Consider the following 18,087-nt stretch of genomic DNA (forward strand, 5'->3'; position numbering starts at 1 on the left):
CATCCGAACCTCACAGCTCCCTCGCTCACAGATCCTTAGGAACCCGCATGCTGCCCGACGAGTACCGCACCCTCGACTTCTTCGCCGAGGAAGCCCTTCCCGCGCCCCGTGTGACACCGGCCGAGGCGGAGGTCATCGCTGCCGGCCACCTCCACGTCGCCGCCCGCGCGCAGTCGCTCGGCAGCCAGCAGGACGCCAACTTCCTGCTGACTGCCGACGACGGGACGCCCACGGCGATCCTGAAGGTCGCCAACCCGGCCTTCGGCACGGTCGAGGTCGAAGCCCAGGACGCCGCGGCCGACCTGATCGCCTCGGCCCGCCCCGACCTGCGCGTCGCCACCGTCCTGCGCCGCCCCGACGGTTCCCCGCGTCGCGCGGTGGTGGACACCGGGAACGGTCCGGCCGTCGCCCGCCTGCTGCGCCATCTGCCCGGCGGTACGCTCTCGGGCCCACGGCACCTCTCCCCCGGCACGGTGGCGGCCATGGGCACCCTCGTCGGAGACGTCAGCATCGCCCTGCGGGACTTCCGGCACCCGGGCCTCGACCGGGTGCTCCAGTGGGACCCCCAGCACGCCGATCGCGTCGTCGCCAAGCTCGCGGAGCACGTCGCCGAGCCCGACCGGCGCAGCGCCGTCCAGGCCGCGACGGACGAGGCCTGGAGGCGGGTCCAGCAGGTCGCCGCCGCGCTGCCGCTGCAGGCCGTGCACCTGGATCTCACCGACGACAACATGATCTGCCGGCCCGGCACCCGTCCGCCGTTGCCGGACGGGGTCATCGACTTCGGGGACGTGACCACGAGCTGGGCGGTCGCCGAACTGGCCGTGTCCCTGTCCTCGATGCTGCACCACGACGGCATCGAGCCGCACCACGTGCTGCCGGCCGTCCGCGCCTTCCATGCGATACGGCCGCTCTCCCCCGAGGAGGTGGAGGCGCTGTGGCCGCTGGTGGTCCTGCGCGCCGCCGTCCTGGTGGTGAGCGGGCGGCAGCAGGCCGCCGTCGACGAGGACAACGCCTACGCCACGGCCGCCCTCGACCGCGAATGGCGCATCTTCGAACAGGCCACCTCGCTGCCCCTGCCGGTGATGACCCACCTGCTGCGGGACGCGACCGGCCTGGCCGACGCGCCCGCGGCCGCCGAGGCACCCGTACGCCCCCTCGTGCGGGACCTCGCCGCCGGTGACATCGCGCTCCTCGACCTGTCCGCCGACGACGACGCCATGGACGGCGGGGCCTGGCTGGAAGCCGGTGTCGAGGACCGGCTGGCGGCCTCCGCGCTCGCGGACGGAGCGGCCGCGGTGGCCACCCGGTACGCCCATGCCCGGCTCAGCCGTACGCCCGCGCTGTCGGCGGTGTCCCCCGCGACAGTGCCCACCGGCATCGACCTCTGGCTCGGCCGCGACGCCGTGGTGCAGGCGCCCGCCGCGGGCAGGGTGCTCGCGGCGGAGCCGGGCCGCGTGGAACTCACCTACGGTGCAGGGACGTTGACGCTGTCCTTCCCTCTCTCCGTCAAGCCCGTGGTCGGCACCGGGGCGTCGGTGCGGGCGGGTGAGGACCTCGTCCACCTCGACTCCGGCACCCCGGTCCATGTCGCGCTGCGCGCCGCCGACGGCCCGCCCGCCCCGCGCCTGGTCCGGCCCGAGTACGCGGCCGGCTGGCTCCCGCTCACCGCGGACCCGGCCCCGCTTCTCGGCCTCCCGGCCGGCTCCGGCCGTACGCGCGCGAACGACCTGCTGGAGCGGCGCGCCGCCGCGTTCGCCACCGTGCAGGGGCACTACTACGCCGACCCTCCGCGTATCGAACGAGGCTGGCGCCACCATCTCGTGTCCACCGACGGCCGCTCGTACCTCGACATCGTCAACAACGTCACCCCGCTGGGCCACGCGCACCCGCGAGTCGAGCAGGCGGTCTCCCGGCAACTGCGGCGGCTCAACACCAACTCCCGGTTCCACTACGCCTCGGTGGTGGAGTTCACCGAACGTCTCGCCGGGCTGCTTCCCGATCCGCTGGACACCGTGTTCCTGGTCAACTCCGGTTCCGAGGCGGTGGACCTGGGCCTCCGCCTGGCCATCGGGGCGTCCGGTCAGCACGACGTCGTCGCGTTGCGCGAGGCGTACCACGGCTGGACCTACGCCTCCGACGCGGTGTCCACGTCGCTGCAGGACAACCCCAACGCCCTCGCCACCCGCCCGAGCTGGGTGCACACCGTGGACTCTCCGAACTCCTACCGCGGCCGCCACCGTGGGGCCGACGCCGTGCGCTACGGGCCGGAAGCCGCGGCGCTGATTGACGAACTGGCCGCTTCCGGGCGCCCGGCAGGAGCGTTCATCGGCGAGGCCTATTACGGCAACGCGGGAGGAGTCGCCCTTCCGGACGGCTATCTCGCCGAGGTCTACGCCGCGGTACGACGTCACGGCGGCCTGGCCGTCGCCGACGAGGTGCAGGTCGGGTACGGCCGCCTGGGGAACTGGTTCTGGGGTTTCGAGCAGCAGCGGGTCGTCCCGGACATCGTCTGTGTCGCCAAGGCCATGGGCAACGGGCATCCCCTCGGCGCCGTCATCACGTCGAAGGCGGTCGCGGAGCGCTACCGCGACCAGGGCTACTTCTTCTCCTCCACCGGGGGCAGTCCGGTCTCCAGCGTCGTGGGCCTCACCGTCCTGGACACCCTGCGCGACGAGGATCTCCAGGGCAACGCGGTACGGGTCGGCGGCCATCTGAAGCGCCGGCTGGAAGCGCTGGCCGGCCGTCACGGCATCGTCGGCGCCGTCCACGGGTCGGGGCTCTACCTCGGACTCGAACTCGTCCGGGACCGCGTGACCCTGGAGCCGGCCACGGAGGAGACCGCCGAGCTGTGCGACCGGATGCTCGACCTCGGCGTCGTCGTCCAGCCCACCGGCGACCACCTCAACATCCTCAAGATCAAGCCGCCCCTGTGCATCGACACCGAAGCGGCGGACTTCTTCACCGACATGCTCGACGTGGCGCTCACCCAACTCGGCCACGGCGGCATACGCCGAGACCTCGGCGCGGCTTGACTCCGAGGGAGTGTGTAATAGAAGCTGTTACAGCAAAGAGGGGGTGATGATGGCGGCGAACAGCCGGTTGACCATCGCGACGCACGCGCTGGCCTGGATGGCGCTGGCGCAGCGCCGCGGCCAGGACGTGCTCACGTCCGAGCAGGTCGCCGCCAGCGTCAACACCAACCCCGTGATCATCCGGCGCAGCCTCGGCGATCTGCGGCGAGCCGGCCTGGTGGAGGTCCGCCACGGCGCCGGTGCGGGCTGGAGTCTGGCCCGGGAACCCGAGGAGATCACCCTGCTCGAGGTGTACGACGCCGTCGACGCGCAGCCACCGTTCGGCCTGCACCGCACCGAACCCAACCTGGAGTGTCCGGTCGGCCGGGGCATCCGGCCCGCCCTGGGGGGCGTGTACGACCGGGTCGAGCAGGCCATGCGCCGGGAACTGGCGGACACGTCGATCGCCGACGTGCTGCGCGAGACGCTGGTGAAATGAGCCGACAGGCCGTCAGCCGGTCAGGCGCCCACCCTGCCCCTTGTTGTGACAAAACCTGTTCCGACAACCGAGCGAGGAGCAAGACCGGTGACAGCCCTGCTGTGCCCCGTCGTCGAACTGCGGCAGTACACGCTCCATCCAGGACAGCGGGACGTCCTGATCGACCTGTTCGACCGTGAGTTCGTCGAGTCCCAGGAGGAAGTGGGGGCGACCGTCCTGGGGCAGTTCCGCGACCTCGACGACCCCGACCGGTTCGTCTGGCTCCGCGGCTTCGCCGACATGCCGCGCCGCGCCAGGGCGCTGGAGAGCTTCTACGGCGGTCCGGTGTGGCAGGCCCATCGCGACGCGGCGAACGCGACGATGGTCGACTCCGACGACGTACTGCTGCTGCGGCCGGCCTCGGCGGGCGGTGGCTTCCCGCTTCCGGTGGACGTCCGGCCGGTCCCCGGTGAGCCGGCGCCCGCGCCGCCGTCGCTCGTCCTCGCCACGATCTGGTACGGCAACCGCCCGTTCGACGCGTCGTTCGTCGAGTTCTTCGAGCAGCGCGTGCGCCCCGTACTGGCCGAGACGGGCGCCGAGCCCATCGCGTATCTGCAGTCGGAGCACTCCCCGAACACCTTCCCGGCGCTGCCGGTACGCACGGACGAGGAAGTCTTCGTATGGCTGGCACGCTTCACCGATGCGGACGGCATCGACCATCACTTGAAGCGCCTCCGGCAGTCGGCACGCTGGCGCGACGAACTGCTCCCGATGCTCACACAGCGGTGGGCCACTCCCCCGCAGCAGCTCCGGCTGGCCCCCACCGAACGGTCACTGCTGCGGTGAGCCCCTGCCGGTGGGCTCAAGGGGGGCCGCGATGGTCGTGAGCGAGCTGGTGCGCGCGGAGCTGCGACGGGTCGACTGGGCCTCGCTGAGGTGCGGCTGCGGCGATTCCGCGGAGCACGTGCCCCTCATGTTCGAGGCGATCATCACTGCCGAGACGCCGAAGGACATGATCGGATACACCCTCGAGGGTCACGTCGAGGAAAGCACGATCATCTTCGAGTGCACGCCGCCCGCGGTCGGCGTCATCATGGCCGCGCTGGCGGGCGACCTCTCGGCCCTGGCGCGGGGCGTGCTGCTGCAGACGCTGTCGTTCGTGGCCGCAGGCTCCGGTGACCACGAGCCGGAGAGCGAAGGCGCCGGTCTGGGTGACGCCTGCCGTGCCCGCGCTCAGGAGGGTTTCTGGAGGCTCCTCCACCTCGGGCTCACGGGCACTGCGGAAGACGCCGAAACGGTCGCCGACATCTGTGAGTTCTTCGAACTGGGGGGCGACAAAGCCGCCCTTTACCAGGCCGCCCTTCGCGAACGGATGCGTGCCAAGACCAAACGAGGGCGACGCGGTCCGATCCCCTGAAGGCCTGGGGTCGGCCAGGACGGCTGAGCGCCCCGGAAGCGGGACCCGTCAGGTGTCCTCGGGCTTGCGGGCCAGCAGGCAGGCGTGTGGTCTGTTCACCCGTCCGCCGGGCTCCTGCTCCAGCCTCGCGGTGACGACGAGGCCGGCCTGCCGCAACAGGCCGGCCACGCGGTCCAGGGGCAGGAGATACGACTCGTACGACACCGGACGGCCATAGCCCTGGGCCGGCCGCAGCCGCTCGTCGCCGACGTAGTCCCCCCAGAGCAGGAAGCCGCCGGGCGCCAGCGTGCGGTGGAACTCGGCGAACACCGCCGGCAGCCACTGCGGGGGCGTGTGATGGGTGGAGTACCAGGCCAGGATGCCGCCGAGCGCGCCGTCCTGCGTCTCCAGCGCAGTCATCGATCCCTCGGTGAACCGCAGGTCCGGATAGGCCTGCCGAGCCAGCCCGATCATCCTCGGTGACAGATCGACGCCGAAGGCGGACACCCCCAGCCCGGCCAGATGCGCCGTCACACGACCGGGGCCGCAGCCCAGGTCCGCGACCGGCCCCAGACCTGCCGTCCGCACGAGTTCGGCGAAGCCTGCCAGCATCGCACGTGACAGGGGGTCCAACGCCGCGGGAGGCGGGACGCGTTCGACGTAATCGGCGGCGACCGTGTCGTACGACTCGCGGACGGCGGTCAGAAAGGAGGGCTCGGCCATGCGCGTGAGCCTAGGGGGTGTCTCGACCGAGACCTGGGCGGCGACGGTCAGGCACCGGCCTCACGACTTGTCGGCCGTTCCCTTGTTGGTGATCACGTAGCAGGTGGCGTGGCCCCCGTCCTCGTTCCACTCCCCCTCGGACGAGCGCATGACCCAGAAGACACCGGGTTCCGCGGCCTCGGAGGTCCAGGTGCGCGAGGCCGTGCCGTACGCCGTGCGGCAGGCGCTCATGGCTTTGTCCTTGGCGGCCTGGTAGCCGGGGTAGGTGCCCGTGCCGAGCTTCTTCTGAGCGAAGACCCTGCCGTCGTGCGGCCCCGTGCACGGCACGTCCACGACCGTGGCCAGGTGACGCTGGCCCGTGTTGAAATCGATGCACTGGCCCCGCTTGACGGACGTGATGCCGAGGACCGCCTTGCGAGCCGCGCGGACGGGCCCGTCGGGCTTCATGGCGGGCTGCGCGGTGCCGTGTCCGGTCAGCCGGAGGTCGATCGTCAGGGACGTCATGTCCTTGAAGACACCGTCCTGCCGGTGCAGCGCCTGGGAGAAGTCGGCGTGCACCTGCGTGATGCGTCCCTCTCCGTCGACAGTGACCCGCGCCGGCAACGGGTCGCTCGATCGGTAGGCACCCGGGCCGTCCGTTTCGATCCGGAGGTGATCCCTCAGATCCGTGGGAAACACGTCCCACGCCGTGGAACTCGGCATCTGCGCCTGGTAGACCCGCCCTGAGCCGGCCGGGCGGCCGGACTCGGCCTCCGTCGCTCCGAGCCCTTCGACGAGCGTGCCGCCGATCGGCGCCTCCGCTCCGCGCAGAGAATCGATGGAGTTGTCGCCGAAGTAGGGGCCGGCGTCACCGCTCCGGTACTCCAGCCAGTACGCCGCCGTCCCGGCGCGGTAGCGGATGGCCTGCCGGTCGACGAGGAGGTTCCCGGAGGCGGCCGCGTTGCCCTTGCCCGGTGTGAGGCCGAGAACCGTGTCCCGTATGTCCTCCGGAAGCCCCTTGGACAGCTCCCACTTCGTCGTCGCCGCGCCCGTTCCCTCGGCGAAGTTCATCCGTCCGCTCACGGTCTGCACCGCCCGGCCCTTCTTCGAGACGAAGGTGATCGTCTGGGTGAAGGCGACGTTCCGTTCCTGTTGTGTCCGGCGCAGCGCCAGGAAGACCTGCCGGTCCAGCTTCTGGTCGAAGACGGGGTGCGTGGCGGCAGCAGGGGCGGCCGTGTCCTCCGTGCCGGAGCAGGCGGTCAGCAGGAGGGATGCGATGGCGAGCAGCGCACCGGCGAGGGCAGAGCGTCGGATCATGCCCAGATGACCTCGCCGGACCCCGAAAGGTTGCCTCGCCCTAGCGGCCCAAGCCCTCTTGGAGGAGGCTCTCGCCCTCGCCCGCGGCCGCACGCACCAGTACGTCGGTCAGTTTGGTCGGGGTGGAGAGCATCGGCCAGTGGCCGGTGGCCAGTTCGAAGAAGGTCACCCCGGGCTCGGCCAGCTTGGCGAACCTGGGGTCGCCCGTGCCGTACAGGGCACGGACGACCTCCAGGCTCAGGCGGCCGCCCGCCAGGCAGAGGACGCCCGTGGTCGGCACCTTCAGCCACGCGCCCGTCAGCGTGATCGGGTCGGTGACGGTACGCAGGGGATGCGGCTTCGCCAGGTGTCGGTAACGCTCCCCCTCGGTGTCCGGCACGCCGTGCGTCGCGTCGATCCCGCCCGGCACCGGGAGGACCCCGCCGTCGGCCAGGTCCAGCAGGTGCGGCATCTGGGTGACCACCGCCTCACCGGACTCGGGAGCCCCCGTGTCCACGAACACCAGCCGTGCGACCTTCTCGGGCACACGGTCGGCGGCACCGACCGCCGGGAAGGCGGCGTAGCTGTGCGCCACCAGCACGACGTCCTGTTCCTGCGCCCGGAGCAGCCCGGTCAGGGCGTCCACGTGGTCGGCCAGCCCGATCCCGGCGGCGTCCTCGTCGGCCTCCCCCAGGCCGGGCAGCGTCACCGCTGTCGCCCGGTGCCCCCGCGCGGACAGCCCCGCGGACACGGCATCCCAGGCCCAGCCACCCATCCACAATCCGGGCACCAGCAGAAACGTCGCCATGGTCGGCTCCTTCACTCGGTTCTGTGACCAGCCCGGACGGTAGGTTCTCCCGTCAGGGGAGATTCAACTCGCCCGGGCGTCACCGTCGGCGTCGGGCCGGCAGCCGTTCCTCGCCGATCACACCCGCTGCCACAGGGCCGGCGTGTTCGGCGGCTCCCAGCCCGGCTGGGCCTGGTGGCCCTGCAGGCAGCGGTAGGTGGCACCGCCGTACGTCACCGTGTCCCCCGCCTGGTAGACGGCGCCCGCCGACCAGGTGCCGCCCGGGTCTCCGGGATCGCCCGGGTCTCCAGGGTCGCCAGGGCCGGACGTGGTGGTCTTCAGCGTGAGGCCGTAGTTCTGCAGGATGGGGTTGATCGGCTGGAAGTACGTCGTGCCGCCGCTCGTGCAGTTGCCCGAGCCGCCCGAGGTGACGCCCTGGGCCTGGCTGCCGGAGATGAACGAGCCGCCCGAGTCGCCCGGTTCGGCGCACACCGAGGTGCGGGTGACGCCCGAGACGGTGCCCTCCTGGTACGTCACGCTGGAGTTGAGCTGCTGCACCGTGCCGCAGTGCCAGCCCGTCGTGGAGCCGGAGCGGCACACGGAGGCGCCCACTGTGGCCTGCGCGGATCCCGCGACCTGGGCGCTGGAGCCGTTGACGTACGGTGTCGCCGTCCAGTTGGCGTTCGTGGCCACCCAGGCCATGTCGTTGCCGGGGAAGATCGACGCCTGGAAGGTGCCCTGCGCGACCCGGTTGGAGCCGGTGGTGCTGCTGCCGGCGCGTCCGCAGTGGCCGGCTGTGGCGAATCCCTGCTGGGTGCCCCGGGTGACCGGGAAGCCGACCGAGCAGCGGCTGCTGTTGTCGATGTAGTAGGCGTCACCGCCGCGCAGGTCGTAGAGCGGGCGGGGGTGTTCGGCGGTCTTCTCGATCCGGGTGAGGGAGGCGTCGACGCCGGCCGTGGCGAGCAGTGAACGGGCGGCGTCCGGCCGTATCGCCTCCAGCACCAGCCTGTTGGTGCGTACGTCGACGTACCAGACCGGTGTGCCGGTGGTGGCGTGGTGCGCGGCGGCCCGGTCCAGGCGTGCCTTGGCCGCGTCCAGTGCGGCCAGGGAGTGGTCCACGACGACCGCGTCGGCTCCCCGGGAGCGGATGACGGGAGCGTAGGCCGGGTCCGTCGTGGCCACGGTGAGCGTGTCCGACAGGGTGCCGCTCACCCAGGCGCCCGCGAAGTGCGCGCCGACGGCGGCGCGCAGCCGGCCCGCGGTGGCGCCGGCCTCGGCCTCGTTGGCCAGGCGGCGGTCCGCCTGCTGCCGGTTGAGGCCGAGATCCCGTTGGAGCGCGGCGAGGAGGCCGGGCGGTGCCGCGGTGGTGCGCAGGCTCTCGGCCGCCGTCGGCGGGGCGGTCGAGGGGGACGACGGCTGGGCGCTCGCGGAGCCGCTGAGCCCGGCCGCGAGCAGGGCACCCGCCGCCGTCACGGCGGCACACGCGGCCCTGAGGTGTCGTGGGAGCATGGGGAGGTCTCCTCGGATTCGGTGGGAGTGCCGAAACCGTAGGGAGCACCCGCAGCGGTGCGTAAGACGTCACCCGACCCCCTGCCCCCGCGTTATGGAACCCGCGCCGGGAGGCATCGCATACGCCGGGTGGGACACGGCATACGCGTGGCGCTGTGCGAGCGGGTGCGGGGAGCCGGCGGTCCCGGACACCGCGCGCCCCCGATCACCGCGCGCCCCCGATCACCGCGCGCCCCCGATCACCGAGGCGTGCGCCGCGCCCGCCTGGGCCAGCGCGTCCGCGTGCGCCGCGCGGGCCTCGGCCAGCACCGTGGCCGCGGTGTCCGGCCGTGGTCCGGCCGGGTGCCGGCCCAGCAGGTGCCGCCACGTCAGGGGAGTGCCGGTCAGAGGCCGGATGGTGAGCCCGGGTGTCGGTGGGAAGGTGGCCCGGCACAGGCCTACCGCGCGGCCCACTTGCACCAGGTGCACGCAGGACGCGGTGTCGGTCTCGTACATGCGCCGGGGCGTGAAGCCGGCCCGGGCGCAGGCCGCGGTGAAGCAGTCCGCGAAACAGCCGTCGCCGGGCACGCACGCCCACTCCTCGTCGGCGAGCGCGGCCAGGTCGATCTCCGGCCGGCGGGCCAGCCGGTGACCGTCGGCGAGCATCACGAGGACCGGGTCGACGGCGATCTCCTCCCAGAGGAGGTGCGGTCCGTCCGGCGGCGGAGCGGAGCCACAGGTGCCGGTCAGTACGAAGTCCAGCCGTCCCTGGGCCAGTTGCTCGGCGAGTTCCCGCTCCGACCAGGTGGCGCAGGTGGTCACGTCGGTGCCGGGTGCGGCGTCGGCCAGCCGGTCCACCAGCGCGCCCAGCAGCGGTCCGTGGGTGCCGCCGAACCGCAGCCGCTCCCCGTCCCGCCGCCTCCGGGCGAAGCGGGCCGCCTCCCGCTGGAGTTCGCTCACCGCGGGCAGCACGATCCGGGTGCGTTCCAGGACCAGTTCTCCGAGGGCGGTGGTCCGCACCCCGTGCCGGCCCCGCTCGAACAGCGCTCCGCCCAGCGCCCGTTCGATGCGTCTGAGCTGTGCGCTCAGTGCGGGCTGGGCGAGCCCGAGCGCCGTCGCCGCCCTGGTCAGGCTGCCCGCGTCCGCGATGGCCCGGATGGTCTTCAGATGCCGCAACTCCAGCTCCATGAGCCGAGCTTGCGGTGCCCAGGGGCGAGGGGCAAGGGGTTGGTGCAGACCAGGACGGGAACGGATGTGCCCGACCGTCACCTGTCGTGGAGAGGAGTGCGACCGATGCGCAGCACCACCGTCTTACCGGGAGCTCCCGGTCTGCCCGCCGGCACGGGGGACGTGCCGTTGCACCGGCTGGAGGTGCCGGGACCCGGCGCCCCGCCCTTCGCGGCGGGTTCCTTCGAGGAGGTGGGTCCGCTGTCCCGGTGGGACCAGCCGCACCGGCACACCTTCTACGAGATCGTCCATGTCCGTGCCGGTTCCGGCACCCACGTCGTCGATCTCGCGCGGTGGCCGGTGCGCCCGCCCCAGCTGGCCGTGATCCTGCCCGGTCAGGTGCACCACTGGGAGGGCGGCCGGGGCCCCGAGGGGTCGCTCGTGCTGTTCACCGACGACTTCCTGGTGGACCACCCCGGCGACCGTCGGCTGCTGCGGGACCTCGGGGCGCGGTGCCGGCTCGGGCTGGACCCCGAGCACGACCGCTCGATCCGGTGCCTGATCGCCGAGCTGGTCGCGGAGCACCGGGGGCGTGCCCCGGGGCACGAGAGCGTGCTGCGGTCCCTGCTCCACGTGCTCGTCGTGCGCGCCGCCCGGCTCCCACGGCGTAGGGACCATGCCGCCGAGCCGCGCGCCCAGGGACGTACGGCCGCCGTCGCCGAGGCGTTCTCGGGGCTGATCGCCCGGTCCGAGACGGCAGGGTGGACCGTGCGGGAGTGCGCCGACCGGTTGGGCGTCACGCCCGGATACCTCACCCAGGCGGTGCGGTCCGCCACTGGCCGCACCCCCGGGCGGCTGCTCATCGAAGCGCGGGTGTACCTGGCCCAACAGCTGCTCGTGCACACGCAGTTGCCGATACGGCAGGTCGCCGCCCGCACCGGATTCGCCGACCCGGCCTACTTCGGCCGGTTCTTCCGGCGCGAGACCGGCAGCAGCCCCGGAGCCTTCCGAAAACACCACAGCCGCCACCATCAGTCCCTCGAAGCCCCGTCGGCGCCCGCCTAGTTTCATGCCCACCGCCCCCCACAAGGAGGAGACATGGACGGAGCAGGCACGCACGACGTGGATAGGTCCGGCACGGGATCCGAGCGCGAACCGGGCCCTCCCCGGCTCGTCCGCCGCAAGACGGTGCTGCGCGCGGCGCTCGCGGCCACCGCGGCCATACCTGTGGCCCTGGCCGGCGGCCCGGCCCTCGCCCGCACCTCGGCGGCGAGCGGCACGGCACCGGACCTCACCCCGTCCTGCGACGACGGCGACGACCCGACGCCCGAGCAGATGGAGGGTCCCTACTTCAAACCGAACTCACCGCAGCGCACCAGCCTCCTGGAACCCGGTCTGCCCGGCACCCCGCTCACCGTGACCGGATTCGTCTTCGGCCGCGCCTGCCTCCCGCTGGCCGGTGTCCTGCTGGACTTCTGGCAGGCCGACGCGAGCGGCGCCTACGACAACACGGGATTCCGGCTGCGCGGGCACCAGTTCACCGACTCCCGCGGCTCCTTCGCGCTCACCACCATCGTGCCGGGCCTGTACCCGGGGCGCACGCGACACCTGCACGTCAAACTGCAGGCGCCCGGCCGCCCGGTGCTGACCACGCAGCTCTACTTCCCGAACGAGCCGCGCAACACCACCGACACGATCTTCGATCCGCGGCTGGTGATGTCCGTGCGCGACGGGGGCGGCGGCCGCGAGGCGGCCTTCGACTTCGTCCTCGACGTCCCGCAGAACCCCGGGCCCGGACCCGGCCCCACCCCGCCGGGCGGGACGTGGGCCGTGGGTGTCACGTACCGGTCGGGGGACCGGGTGACGTACGCCGGCCGCGGCTACGTCTGCCTCCAGCCGCACACGGCCCAGCCGGGCTGGGAGCCTCCGGCGGTACCGGCCCTGTGGCGGGCGGCGTGACCCGGCGGACCACCCTCCGGTAGCGCGTGCCGCACGAGCCGGCCGGTCCCCCGGCGTCCGCGAACCGGCCGGCAGCCGACGGGGGCGACGGTGGGTGTCGTGTGGGGCGCATGCGGCGCGGGGCCTGCACGCTCACTTCGTGGCGAACGCCTGGGCCACGGCGAGGCTGTCCTCGTAGACGTGGTGCCGGGTGACCAGGCCGTCCTCGACGGTCAGGTGCAGGGCGAACCGGGCACGGTAGGGGCGTCCGGTGGAGCGGGCCGTCTGACGGATCTCGCCGAGCACGACGGCGTCGGGGCCGTGGACGAGGATGCGCTCGATCTCGGTCGCCGCCTGCCCGGGCACGTGGTGCTCGGCGAGCTCGCGGAAGTGTGCGGCGGCGTCGGCGCGGGTGGACCGGTGACGGATCCAGGGGGTGGCGGTACGGCCGTGCTCCGCCTCCGGCCAGTCCAGCCTCCAGTCGCACCGCTCGGCGTACAGCTCCGCGACGCCTTCGGGATCGCCCTCACCGATCCGTCGCAACAGCTCGTCCACGACACTCCGGGTGGTCGCGGCTGCGGCTGGGGACATGACTCATCACTCCGATCCGACGTGCGCGCCGGTCTGACGCGTGATCGACATCCTCGCCGCCGCGGACGCCGGGTGCCATTACCTCCGGAGTAATGACGCCCGGCCCCGGCGTTCACCCACCCGCCTCGCCGCCCCTCGCGTCCACCAGGCCATGCCGGTCACGGAACGCCGCCGGGAGATTCGTCAGGCAGCTCGCGGACGACACGCAACGATTCGCGCGCGCCGCGATGAGTTCTGCCGCGTCCCGGGGTCGTACTGTCGAACCCGGTACCGAGGAGGGCGCCCCATGCGCAGCGTGACCTATTCGATGAGCGTCTCACTCGACGGCTACATCGTCGGGCCGGACGGCGGCTTCGACTGGTCGGAGCCCGACGAGGAGATCTTCCGCTTCTGGATCGACGACATCCGGAACGTAGACGTCCATCTGCTGGGACGCCGTCTGTACGAGACGATGCTGTACTGGGAGACCGCCGACGAGGACCCCTCGCTCGACGACGCGAACCGGGAGTGGACCGCGCTCTGGAAGCCGCTCCCGAAGGTCGTGTTCTCGACCACGCTGTCGGAGGTACAGGGCCATGCCCGTCTGGCCTCAGGCACGGTGGCCGAGGAGATCGAGCGGCTGCGGGCCGAGCCGGGAGAAGGCGAGATCGCGATCGGCGGCGCGACGCTCGCCGCCGAGGCTGCCGCGGCGGGCCTGATCGACGAGTACCGGATCATGGTCCACCCGGTGCTGGTCGGCGGCGGCATCCCGTACTTTCCCCGGGACGAACGCCGGGTGAATCTCGAACTCGTCGAGACGCGCACGTTCCCCTCGCAGATCGTCTACCTGCGCCACCGCGTCGTGCGCTAAGGGGTGTCCGGGGACCCGCGGGCCGATCGGTGCCCCGGCCGGCGGGCTTGGAGCGGAACCGCTTCTGCGCCCGGGATGCCAGACAGCAGCCCCGTCCAGGCGCCCCGCCACGGTCGCCGGCGCCGGCGGTGCCGTGCCGTACCGCAAGGCGGAGGTCGGGCTCTTGACCTCCGTGGCGCCCTGCCGTTACTTTGCGCTGGAAAGCCGACCCATGAGGACCGAGAAGGAGGCGACCGGCTGATGCACGCCAGCTCTGATCTCGGTCGTCTCGCCCGCCGTACGGTGTGGGTTCCGGGTCGCATCGCGCACGGCTGCTGAATTCGCGCGCCGTTCCGCCGTGCCCGTTCGTGGCACCTTCCGGGTTCCCCCGTCACCATTTCTTTTCCCGGCACGTAGCCGTCACGTGCCGTTGAGCGCCGGTTCCTCCCCCGTGGCGCGCCCGATCACAGAAAGAATGCCTGACATTGGCGTACATGATGAACGAACCGATCGCGCACCGAAACGAAGGCCCGACATGGTAGGGGCGCGCATCACGGTCAACGGGAAAGAAGCACCCATTTCACCGGCCGCGCCCCACACCACGGTGCTGGACTTCCTGCGCGAGCGCGGCCTCACCGGGACCAAGGAGGGCTGCGCCGAGGGTGAGTGCGGCGCCTGTTCGGTGCTGGTGGCCCGTCCCGGGGTGAACAAGCCCACCGACTGGGTGGCCGTCAACGCCTGCCTGGTGCCGGTCGCGGCGCTCGACGGCCAGGAGGTCGTCACCGCCGAGGGCCTCGCCGTCCCCGGGGAGCCCGGCACGCCGCCCACCCTGCACCCGGTGCAGGAGGAGATGGCGGTCCGCGGCGGCTCGCAGTGCGGTTACTGCACGCCCGGGTTCGTCTGCAGCATGGCCGCGGAGTACTACCGGCCGGACCGGTGCGCGCACGCGGACCCGGCCTCTGCACAGGAGTCGGCTGGCAGCGCCGACGCGGAGCACGGTCCGAACGGCTTCGACCTGCACGCCCTGAGCGGGAACCTGTGCCGCTGCACCGGGTACCGCCCGATCCGCGACGCCGCGTTCGCCGTCGGCGCGCCCACCGAAGACGACCCGCTGGCGCAGCGCCGCGACCAGGCCCCGCCCGCGCCGGTCGCCACCGAATACGCGCAAGGCGGCGGTGTGTTCGTGCGGAAGAACAGCCTTGCCGAGACGCTGCGGTTGCTGCGTGAGCGTCCGGACGCGGTCGTGGTCGCCGGCTCCACCGACTGGGGTGTGGAGGTCAACATCCGCTCCCGCCGGGCCGATTGCGTGGTCGCCGTCGACCGGCTGCCCGAACTGCGGGAACTGCGCGTCGAAGCCGATCACGTCGAGATCGGCGCGGCGCTGACGCTCACCGAGATCGAGCGGCGCCTCGACGGCGAAGTACCGCTGCTGGCGGAGCTGTTCCCGCAGTTCGCGTCCCGGCTCATCCGCAACAGCGCAACCCTCGGCGGCAACCTGGGAACCGGCTCGCCCATCGGCGACAGCCCGCCCGTGCTGCTGGCGCTGGAGGCCTCGATCGTCCTCGCCGGCGCCGACGGGGAGCGCACGGTCCCGCTGGCCGAGTACTTCACCGGCTACCGGCGAAGCGTGCGCCGGCCCGGTGAGCTGATCCGCGCGGTGCGCGTGCCGCTGCCGCTGTCGCCGGTCACGGCCTTCCACAAGATCGCCAAGCGGCGCTTCGACGACATCTCCAGCGTGGCCGTGGCCTTCGCGCTCGACATCGAGCAGGGGGTCGTCCGCAAGGCGCGCATCGGCCTGGGCGGTGTGGCCGCCACCCCGATCCGCGCGTACGCCACCGAGGCGGCCCTGGAGGGCGAGCCCTGGTCGGCGCCGACCGTCGAGGCCGCGGCGCGGGTGCTGCGGGGCGACGGCACGCCGATGGACGATCACCGTGCCAGCTCCCTGTATCGCTCGGCGATGCTCGGCCAGAGCCTGCTGAAGCTGTACGCACAGACCACCGAGGCGGTGTCGTCATGAGCCATCTGTCCGAGCGACCCGACAAGCCCGTCGTCGGTGTGTCGATGCCGCACGAGAGCGCCTTCCAGCACGTCACCGGCACCGCGCTCTACACCGACGACCTGGTCCACCGCACCAAGGACGTGCTGCACGCGTACCCGGTCCAGGTGATGAAGGCCCACGGCCGGATCACCGCGCTGCGCACCGAGCCCGCGCTCGCCGTGCCCGGCGTGGTCCGCGTGCTGACCGGAGCCGATGTGCCGGGCGTCAACGACGCCGGCATGAAGCACGACGAACCGCTGTTCCCCGACGAGGTCATGTTCTACGGCCATGCGGTCGCCTGGGTTCTCGGCGAGACCCTGGAGGCGGCCCGGCTGGGCGCGGCGGCCGTGGAGGTGGAACTCGACGAACTGCCCTCGCTGGTCACGCTGCAGGACGCGATCGCGGCCGGGAGCTTCCACGGCGCCCGGCCCGTGATGACGCACGGCGACGTGGACGCCGGCTTCGCCGAGTCCGCGCACGTGTTCACCGGCGAGTTCCAGTTCGCCGGCCAGGAGCACTTCTATCTGGAGACGCACGCGGCGCTGGCCCAGGTCGACGAGAACGGGCAGGTGTTCGTCCAGAGCAGCACCCAGCACCCCTCGGAGACCCAGGAGATCGTCTCGCACGTGCTCGGCGTGCCCGCCCACGAGGTGACCGTGCAGTGCCTGCGGATGGGGGGCGGCTTCGGCGGCAAGGAGATGCAGCCGCACGGGTTCGCGGCCATCGCCGCGCTCGGCGCCAAGCTGACCGGCCGTCCCGTGCGGTTCCGGCTCAACCGGACCCAGGACCTGACCATGTCCGGCAAGCGCCACGGATTCCACGCCACGTGGAAGATCGGCTTCGACGCGGAGGGACGCATCCAGGCCCTGGACGCCACGCTGACCGCGGACGGCGGCTGGAGCCTGGACCTGTCCGAGCCGGTGCTGGCCCGGGCGCTGTGCCACATCGACAACACGTACTGGATCCCCCACGCGCGCGTCGCCGGTCGTATCGCCAAGACCCACACGGTCTCCAACACCGCCTTCCGCGGCTTCGGCGGACCGCAGGGCATGCTGGTGATCGAGGACATCCTGGGCCGCTGCGCCCCTCGACTGGGCCTGGACCCCATGGAGTTGCGGGAGCGCAACTTCTACCGGCCGGGCCAGGGCCAGACGACGCCGTACGGGCAGCCGGTCACGCAGTCCGAGCGGATCTCCACCGTCTGGGAGCAGGTGAAGGAGAACGCCGGCCTCGCCGACCGGCGGCGCGAGATCGCCGCGTTCAACGCGGCGCACCCGCACACCAAGCGGGCGCTCGCGCTCACTGGCATCAAGTTCGGCATCTCCTTCAACCTGACCGCCTTCAACCAGGGCGGCGCGCTGGTGCTGATCTACAAGGACGGCTCCGTCCTGATCAACCACGGCGGCACCGAGATGGGCCAGGGTCTGCACACCAAGATGCTGCAGGTGGCCGCGACCACGCTGGGCATCCCGCTGCACAAGGTGCGGCTGGCGCCCACGCGCACCGACAAGGTGCCCAACACCTCGGCCACCGCCGCCAGTTCGGGCGCGGACCTGAACGGCGGGGCGGTGAAGAACGCGTGCGAGCAGCTGCGCGAGCGGCTGCTGCAGGTGGCCGCCACGCAGCTGGGCACGAGCGCGGCGGACGTGCGCATCGTCGAGGGTGTCGCGCGTGCGCTGGGCAGCGACCGGGAGCTGGCCTGGGACGACCTGGTGCGCACGGCGTACTTCCAGCGGGTGCAGTTGTCGGCGGCCGGTTTCTACCGGACGGAGGGGCTGCACTGGGACGCGAAGGCGTTCCGGGGCTCGCCGTTCAAGTACTTCGCCTACGGTGCCGCGGCGACCGAGGTGGAGGTCGACGGCTTCACCGGCGCCTACCGCATCCGCCGGGTGGACATCGTGCACGACGTGGGCGACAGCCTGTCCCCGATGATCGACATCGGTCAGGTCGAGGGCGGGTTCGTGCAGGGCGCGGGCTGGCTGACGCTGGAGGACCTGCGCTGGGACACCGGTGACGGGCCGCACCGCGGCCGGCTGCAGACCCAGGCCGCGAGCACCTACAAGCTGCCCAGCTTCTCGGAGATGCCCGAGGAGTTCCACGTCACGCTCCTGCAGAACGCCACCGAGGAGGGCGCGGTCTACGGGTCGAAGGCGGTGGGCGAACCTCCGCTGATGCTGGCGTTCTCGGTGCGCGAGGCGCTGCGGCAGGCCGCGGCGGCGTTCGGGCCGGACGGGGTGAGCGTGGAGCTGGCCTCGCCCGCGACGCCGGAGGCGGTGTACTGGGCGATCCAGGCCGCTCGCCGGGGAGATGACCGGCAAGGCAGCCGTCCTCACGCCGAGGCGGCAGAAGCGCTGAGCGGTGCCTGA

15 protein-coding genes are annotated in these 18,087 nt (G+C 72.3%); 9 read left to right on the plus strand and 6 right to left on the minus strand.

From position 1 onward, the window contains the following. Positions 1-47: 47 nt before the first annotated feature. From ACF1AL_RS34415 to ACF1AL_RS34430, 4 genes are all read left to right on the plus strand, one after another. Positions 48-3,032, plus strand: coding sequence for an aminotransferase (locus ACF1AL_RS34415; RefSeq protein WP_391777823.1), 2,985 nt, complete (start codon positions 48-50; stop codon positions 3,030-3,032). Between the two features lie 49 nt (positions 3,033-3,081). After that, positions 3,082-3,510 carry an Rrf2 family transcriptional regulator gene (locus ACF1AL_RS34420; RefSeq protein ID WP_391698900.1) on the plus strand — a complete coding sequence of 143 codons (429 nt, stop codon included), beginning with the start codon at positions 3,082-3,084 and terminating at the stop codon, positions 3,508-3,510. Positions 3,511-3,597: 87 nt separating this feature from the next. Continuing rightward, positions 3,598-4,335: an NIPSNAP family protein gene (locus ACF1AL_RS34425; protein ID WP_391777822.1), complete on the plus strand. Its 738-nt coding sequence runs from the start codon at positions 3,598-3,600 to the stop codon at positions 4,333-4,335. Between the two features lie 37 nt (positions 4,336-4,372). Next, positions 4,373-4,906, plus strand: coding sequence for a hypothetical protein (locus tag ACF1AL_RS34430; RefSeq protein WP_391777821.1), 534 nt, complete (start codon positions 4,373-4,375; stop codon positions 4,904-4,906). Positions 4,907-4,954: 48 nt separating this feature from the next. On the opposite strand, the gene ACF1AL_RS34435 is transcribed toward ACF1AL_RS34430, so the two are convergent. The 5 genes from ACF1AL_RS34435 to ACF1AL_RS34455 all read right to left on the minus strand — a co-directional run bounded on the left by ACF1AL_RS34435 (position 4,955) and on the right by ACF1AL_RS34455 (position 10,346). Beyond that, positions 4,955-5,608: a class I SAM-dependent methyltransferase gene (locus ACF1AL_RS34435; RefSeq protein ID WP_391698894.1), complete on the minus strand. Its 654-nt coding sequence runs from the start codon at positions 5,606-5,608 to the stop codon at positions 4,955-4,957. A 60-nt stretch (positions 5,609-5,668) separates the two neighbouring features. Further along, complete coding sequence (locus ACF1AL_RS34440; protein ID WP_391777820.1) at positions 5,669-6,904, minus strand: hypothetical protein; 1,236 nt, start codon at positions 6,902-6,904, stop codon at positions 5,669-5,671. Between the two features lie 40 nt (positions 6,905-6,944). Next, positions 6,945-7,691 carry an alpha/beta fold hydrolase gene (locus ACF1AL_RS34445; RefSeq protein WP_391777819.1) on the minus strand — a complete coding sequence of 249 codons (747 nt, stop codon included), beginning with the start codon at positions 7,689-7,691 and terminating at the stop codon, positions 6,945-6,947. 117 nt (positions 7,692-7,808) lie between these two features. Beyond that, positions 7,809-9,179: an alpha-lytic protease prodomain-containing protein gene (locus tag ACF1AL_RS34450; protein WP_391777818.1), complete on the minus strand. Its 1,371-nt coding sequence runs from the start codon at positions 9,177-9,179 to the stop codon at positions 7,809-7,811. A 222-nt stretch (positions 9,180-9,401) separates the two neighbouring features. Beyond that, entirely contained in the window at positions 9,402-10,346 is a 945-nt protein-coding gene (locus tag ACF1AL_RS34455; protein ID WP_391698887.1) for a LysR substrate-binding domain-containing protein, read from the minus strand. Positions 10,347-10,451: 105 nt separating this feature from the next. Between ACF1AL_RS34455 and ACF1AL_RS34460 the strand changes: the two genes are divergently transcribed. Next, positions 10,452-11,390, plus strand: coding sequence for an AraC family transcriptional regulator (locus tag ACF1AL_RS34460; RefSeq protein ID WP_391777817.1), 939 nt, complete (start codon positions 10,452-10,454; stop codon positions 11,388-11,390). A gap of 33 nt (positions 11,391-11,423) precedes the next feature. After that, positions 11,424-12,284 carry a carbohydrate-binding protein gene (locus tag ACF1AL_RS34465; RefSeq protein ID WP_391777816.1) on the plus strand — a complete coding sequence of 287 codons (861 nt, stop codon included), beginning with the start codon at positions 11,424-11,426 and terminating at the stop codon, positions 12,282-12,284. Positions 12,285-12,416: 132 nt separating this feature from the next. Here ACF1AL_RS34465 and ACF1AL_RS34470 read toward each other — a convergent pair whose 3' ends face one another. Then, a complete protein-coding gene (locus ACF1AL_RS34470; RefSeq protein ID WP_391777815.1) occupies positions 12,417-12,854 on the minus strand; it encodes a nuclear transport factor 2 family protein in 438 nt (145 codons plus the stop codon). A 286-nt stretch (positions 12,855-13,140) separates the two neighbouring features. Here ACF1AL_RS34470 and ACF1AL_RS34475 point away from each other — a divergent pair, with 286 nt between their 5' ends. From ACF1AL_RS34475 to xdhB, 3 genes are all read left to right on the plus strand, one after another. Continuing rightward, the gene (locus ACF1AL_RS34475; RefSeq protein ID WP_391777814.1) at positions 13,141-13,704 is read left to right on the plus strand and encodes a dihydrofolate reductase family protein; all 564 of its coding nucleotides are present in this window, start codon (positions 13,141-13,143) and stop codon (positions 13,702-13,704) included. 514 nt (positions 13,705-14,218) lie between these two features. Next, positions 14,219-15,700: a xanthine dehydrogenase small subunit gene (locus ACF1AL_RS34480; RefSeq protein WP_391777813.1), complete on the plus strand. Its 1,482-nt coding sequence runs from the start codon at positions 14,219-14,221 to the stop codon at positions 15,698-15,700. Then, complete coding sequence (xdhB, locus tag ACF1AL_RS34485; protein WP_391777812.1) at positions 15,697-18,087, plus strand: xanthine dehydrogenase molybdopterin binding subunit; 2,391 nt, start codon at positions 15,697-15,699, stop codon at positions 18,085-18,087. Before ACF1AL_RS34480 ends, xdhB begins: the two co-directional genes overlap by 4 nt.

The sequence above is a fragment of the Streptomyces sp. NPDC014801 genome, assembly GCF_043082085.1.
In the GTDB taxonomy this organism is placed as follows: domain Bacteria; phylum Actinomycetota; class Actinomycetes; order Streptomycetales; family Streptomycetaceae; genus Streptomyces.

What these genes read in the sequence shown, in the direction of transcription:
- ACF1AL_RS34415 (WP_391777823.1), top strand. Translation starts at nt 48, where the DNA reads ATGCTGCCCGACGAGTACCGCACCCTCGACTTCTTCGCCGAGGAAGCC.
- ACF1AL_RS34420 (WP_391698900.1), top strand. Translation starts at nt 3,082, where the DNA reads ATGGCGGCGAACAGCCGGTTGACCATCGCGACGCACGCGCTGGCCTGG.
- ACF1AL_RS34435 (WP_391698894.1), bottom strand. Translation starts at nt 5,608, where the DNA reads ATGGCCGAGCCCTCCTTTCTGACCGCCGTCCGCGAGTCGTACGACACG.
- ACF1AL_RS34440 (WP_391777820.1), bottom strand. Translation starts at nt 6,904, where the DNA reads ATGATCCGACGCTCTGCCCTCGCCGGTGCGCTGCTCGCCATCGCATCC.
- ACF1AL_RS34445 (WP_391777819.1), bottom strand. Translation starts at nt 7,691, where the DNA reads ATGGCGACGTTTCTGCTGGTGCCCGGATTGTGGATGGGTGGCTGGGCC.
- ACF1AL_RS34450 (WP_391777818.1), bottom strand. Translation starts at nt 9,179, where the DNA reads ATGCTCCCACGACACCTCAGGGCCGCGTGTGCCGCCGTGACGGCGGCG.
- ACF1AL_RS34455 (WP_391698887.1), bottom strand. Translation starts at nt 10,346, where the DNA reads ATGGAGCTGGAGTTGCGGCATCTGAAGACCATCCGGGCCATCGCGGAC.
- ACF1AL_RS34460 (WP_391777817.1), top strand. Translation starts at nt 10,452, where the DNA reads ATGCGCAGCACCACCGTCTTACCGGGAGCTCCCGGTCTGCCCGCCGGC.
- ACF1AL_RS34465 (WP_391777816.1), top strand. Translation starts at nt 11,424, where the DNA reads ATGGACGGAGCAGGCACGCACGACGTGGATAGGTCCGGCACGGGATCC.
- ACF1AL_RS34470 (WP_391777815.1), bottom strand. Translation starts at nt 12,854, where the DNA reads ATGTCCCCAGCCGCAGCCGCGACCACCCGGAGTGTCGTGGACGAGCTG.
- ACF1AL_RS34475 (WP_391777814.1), top strand. Translation starts at nt 13,141, where the DNA reads ATGCGCAGCGTGACCTATTCGATGAGCGTCTCACTCGACGGCTACATC.
- ACF1AL_RS34480 (WP_391777813.1), top strand. Translation starts at nt 14,219, where the DNA reads ATGGTAGGGGCGCGCATCACGGTCAACGGGAAAGAAGCACCCATTTCA.
- xdhB (WP_391777812.1), top strand. Translation starts at nt 15,697, where the DNA reads ATGAGCCATCTGTCCGAGCGACCCGACAAGCCCGTCGTCGGTGTGTCG.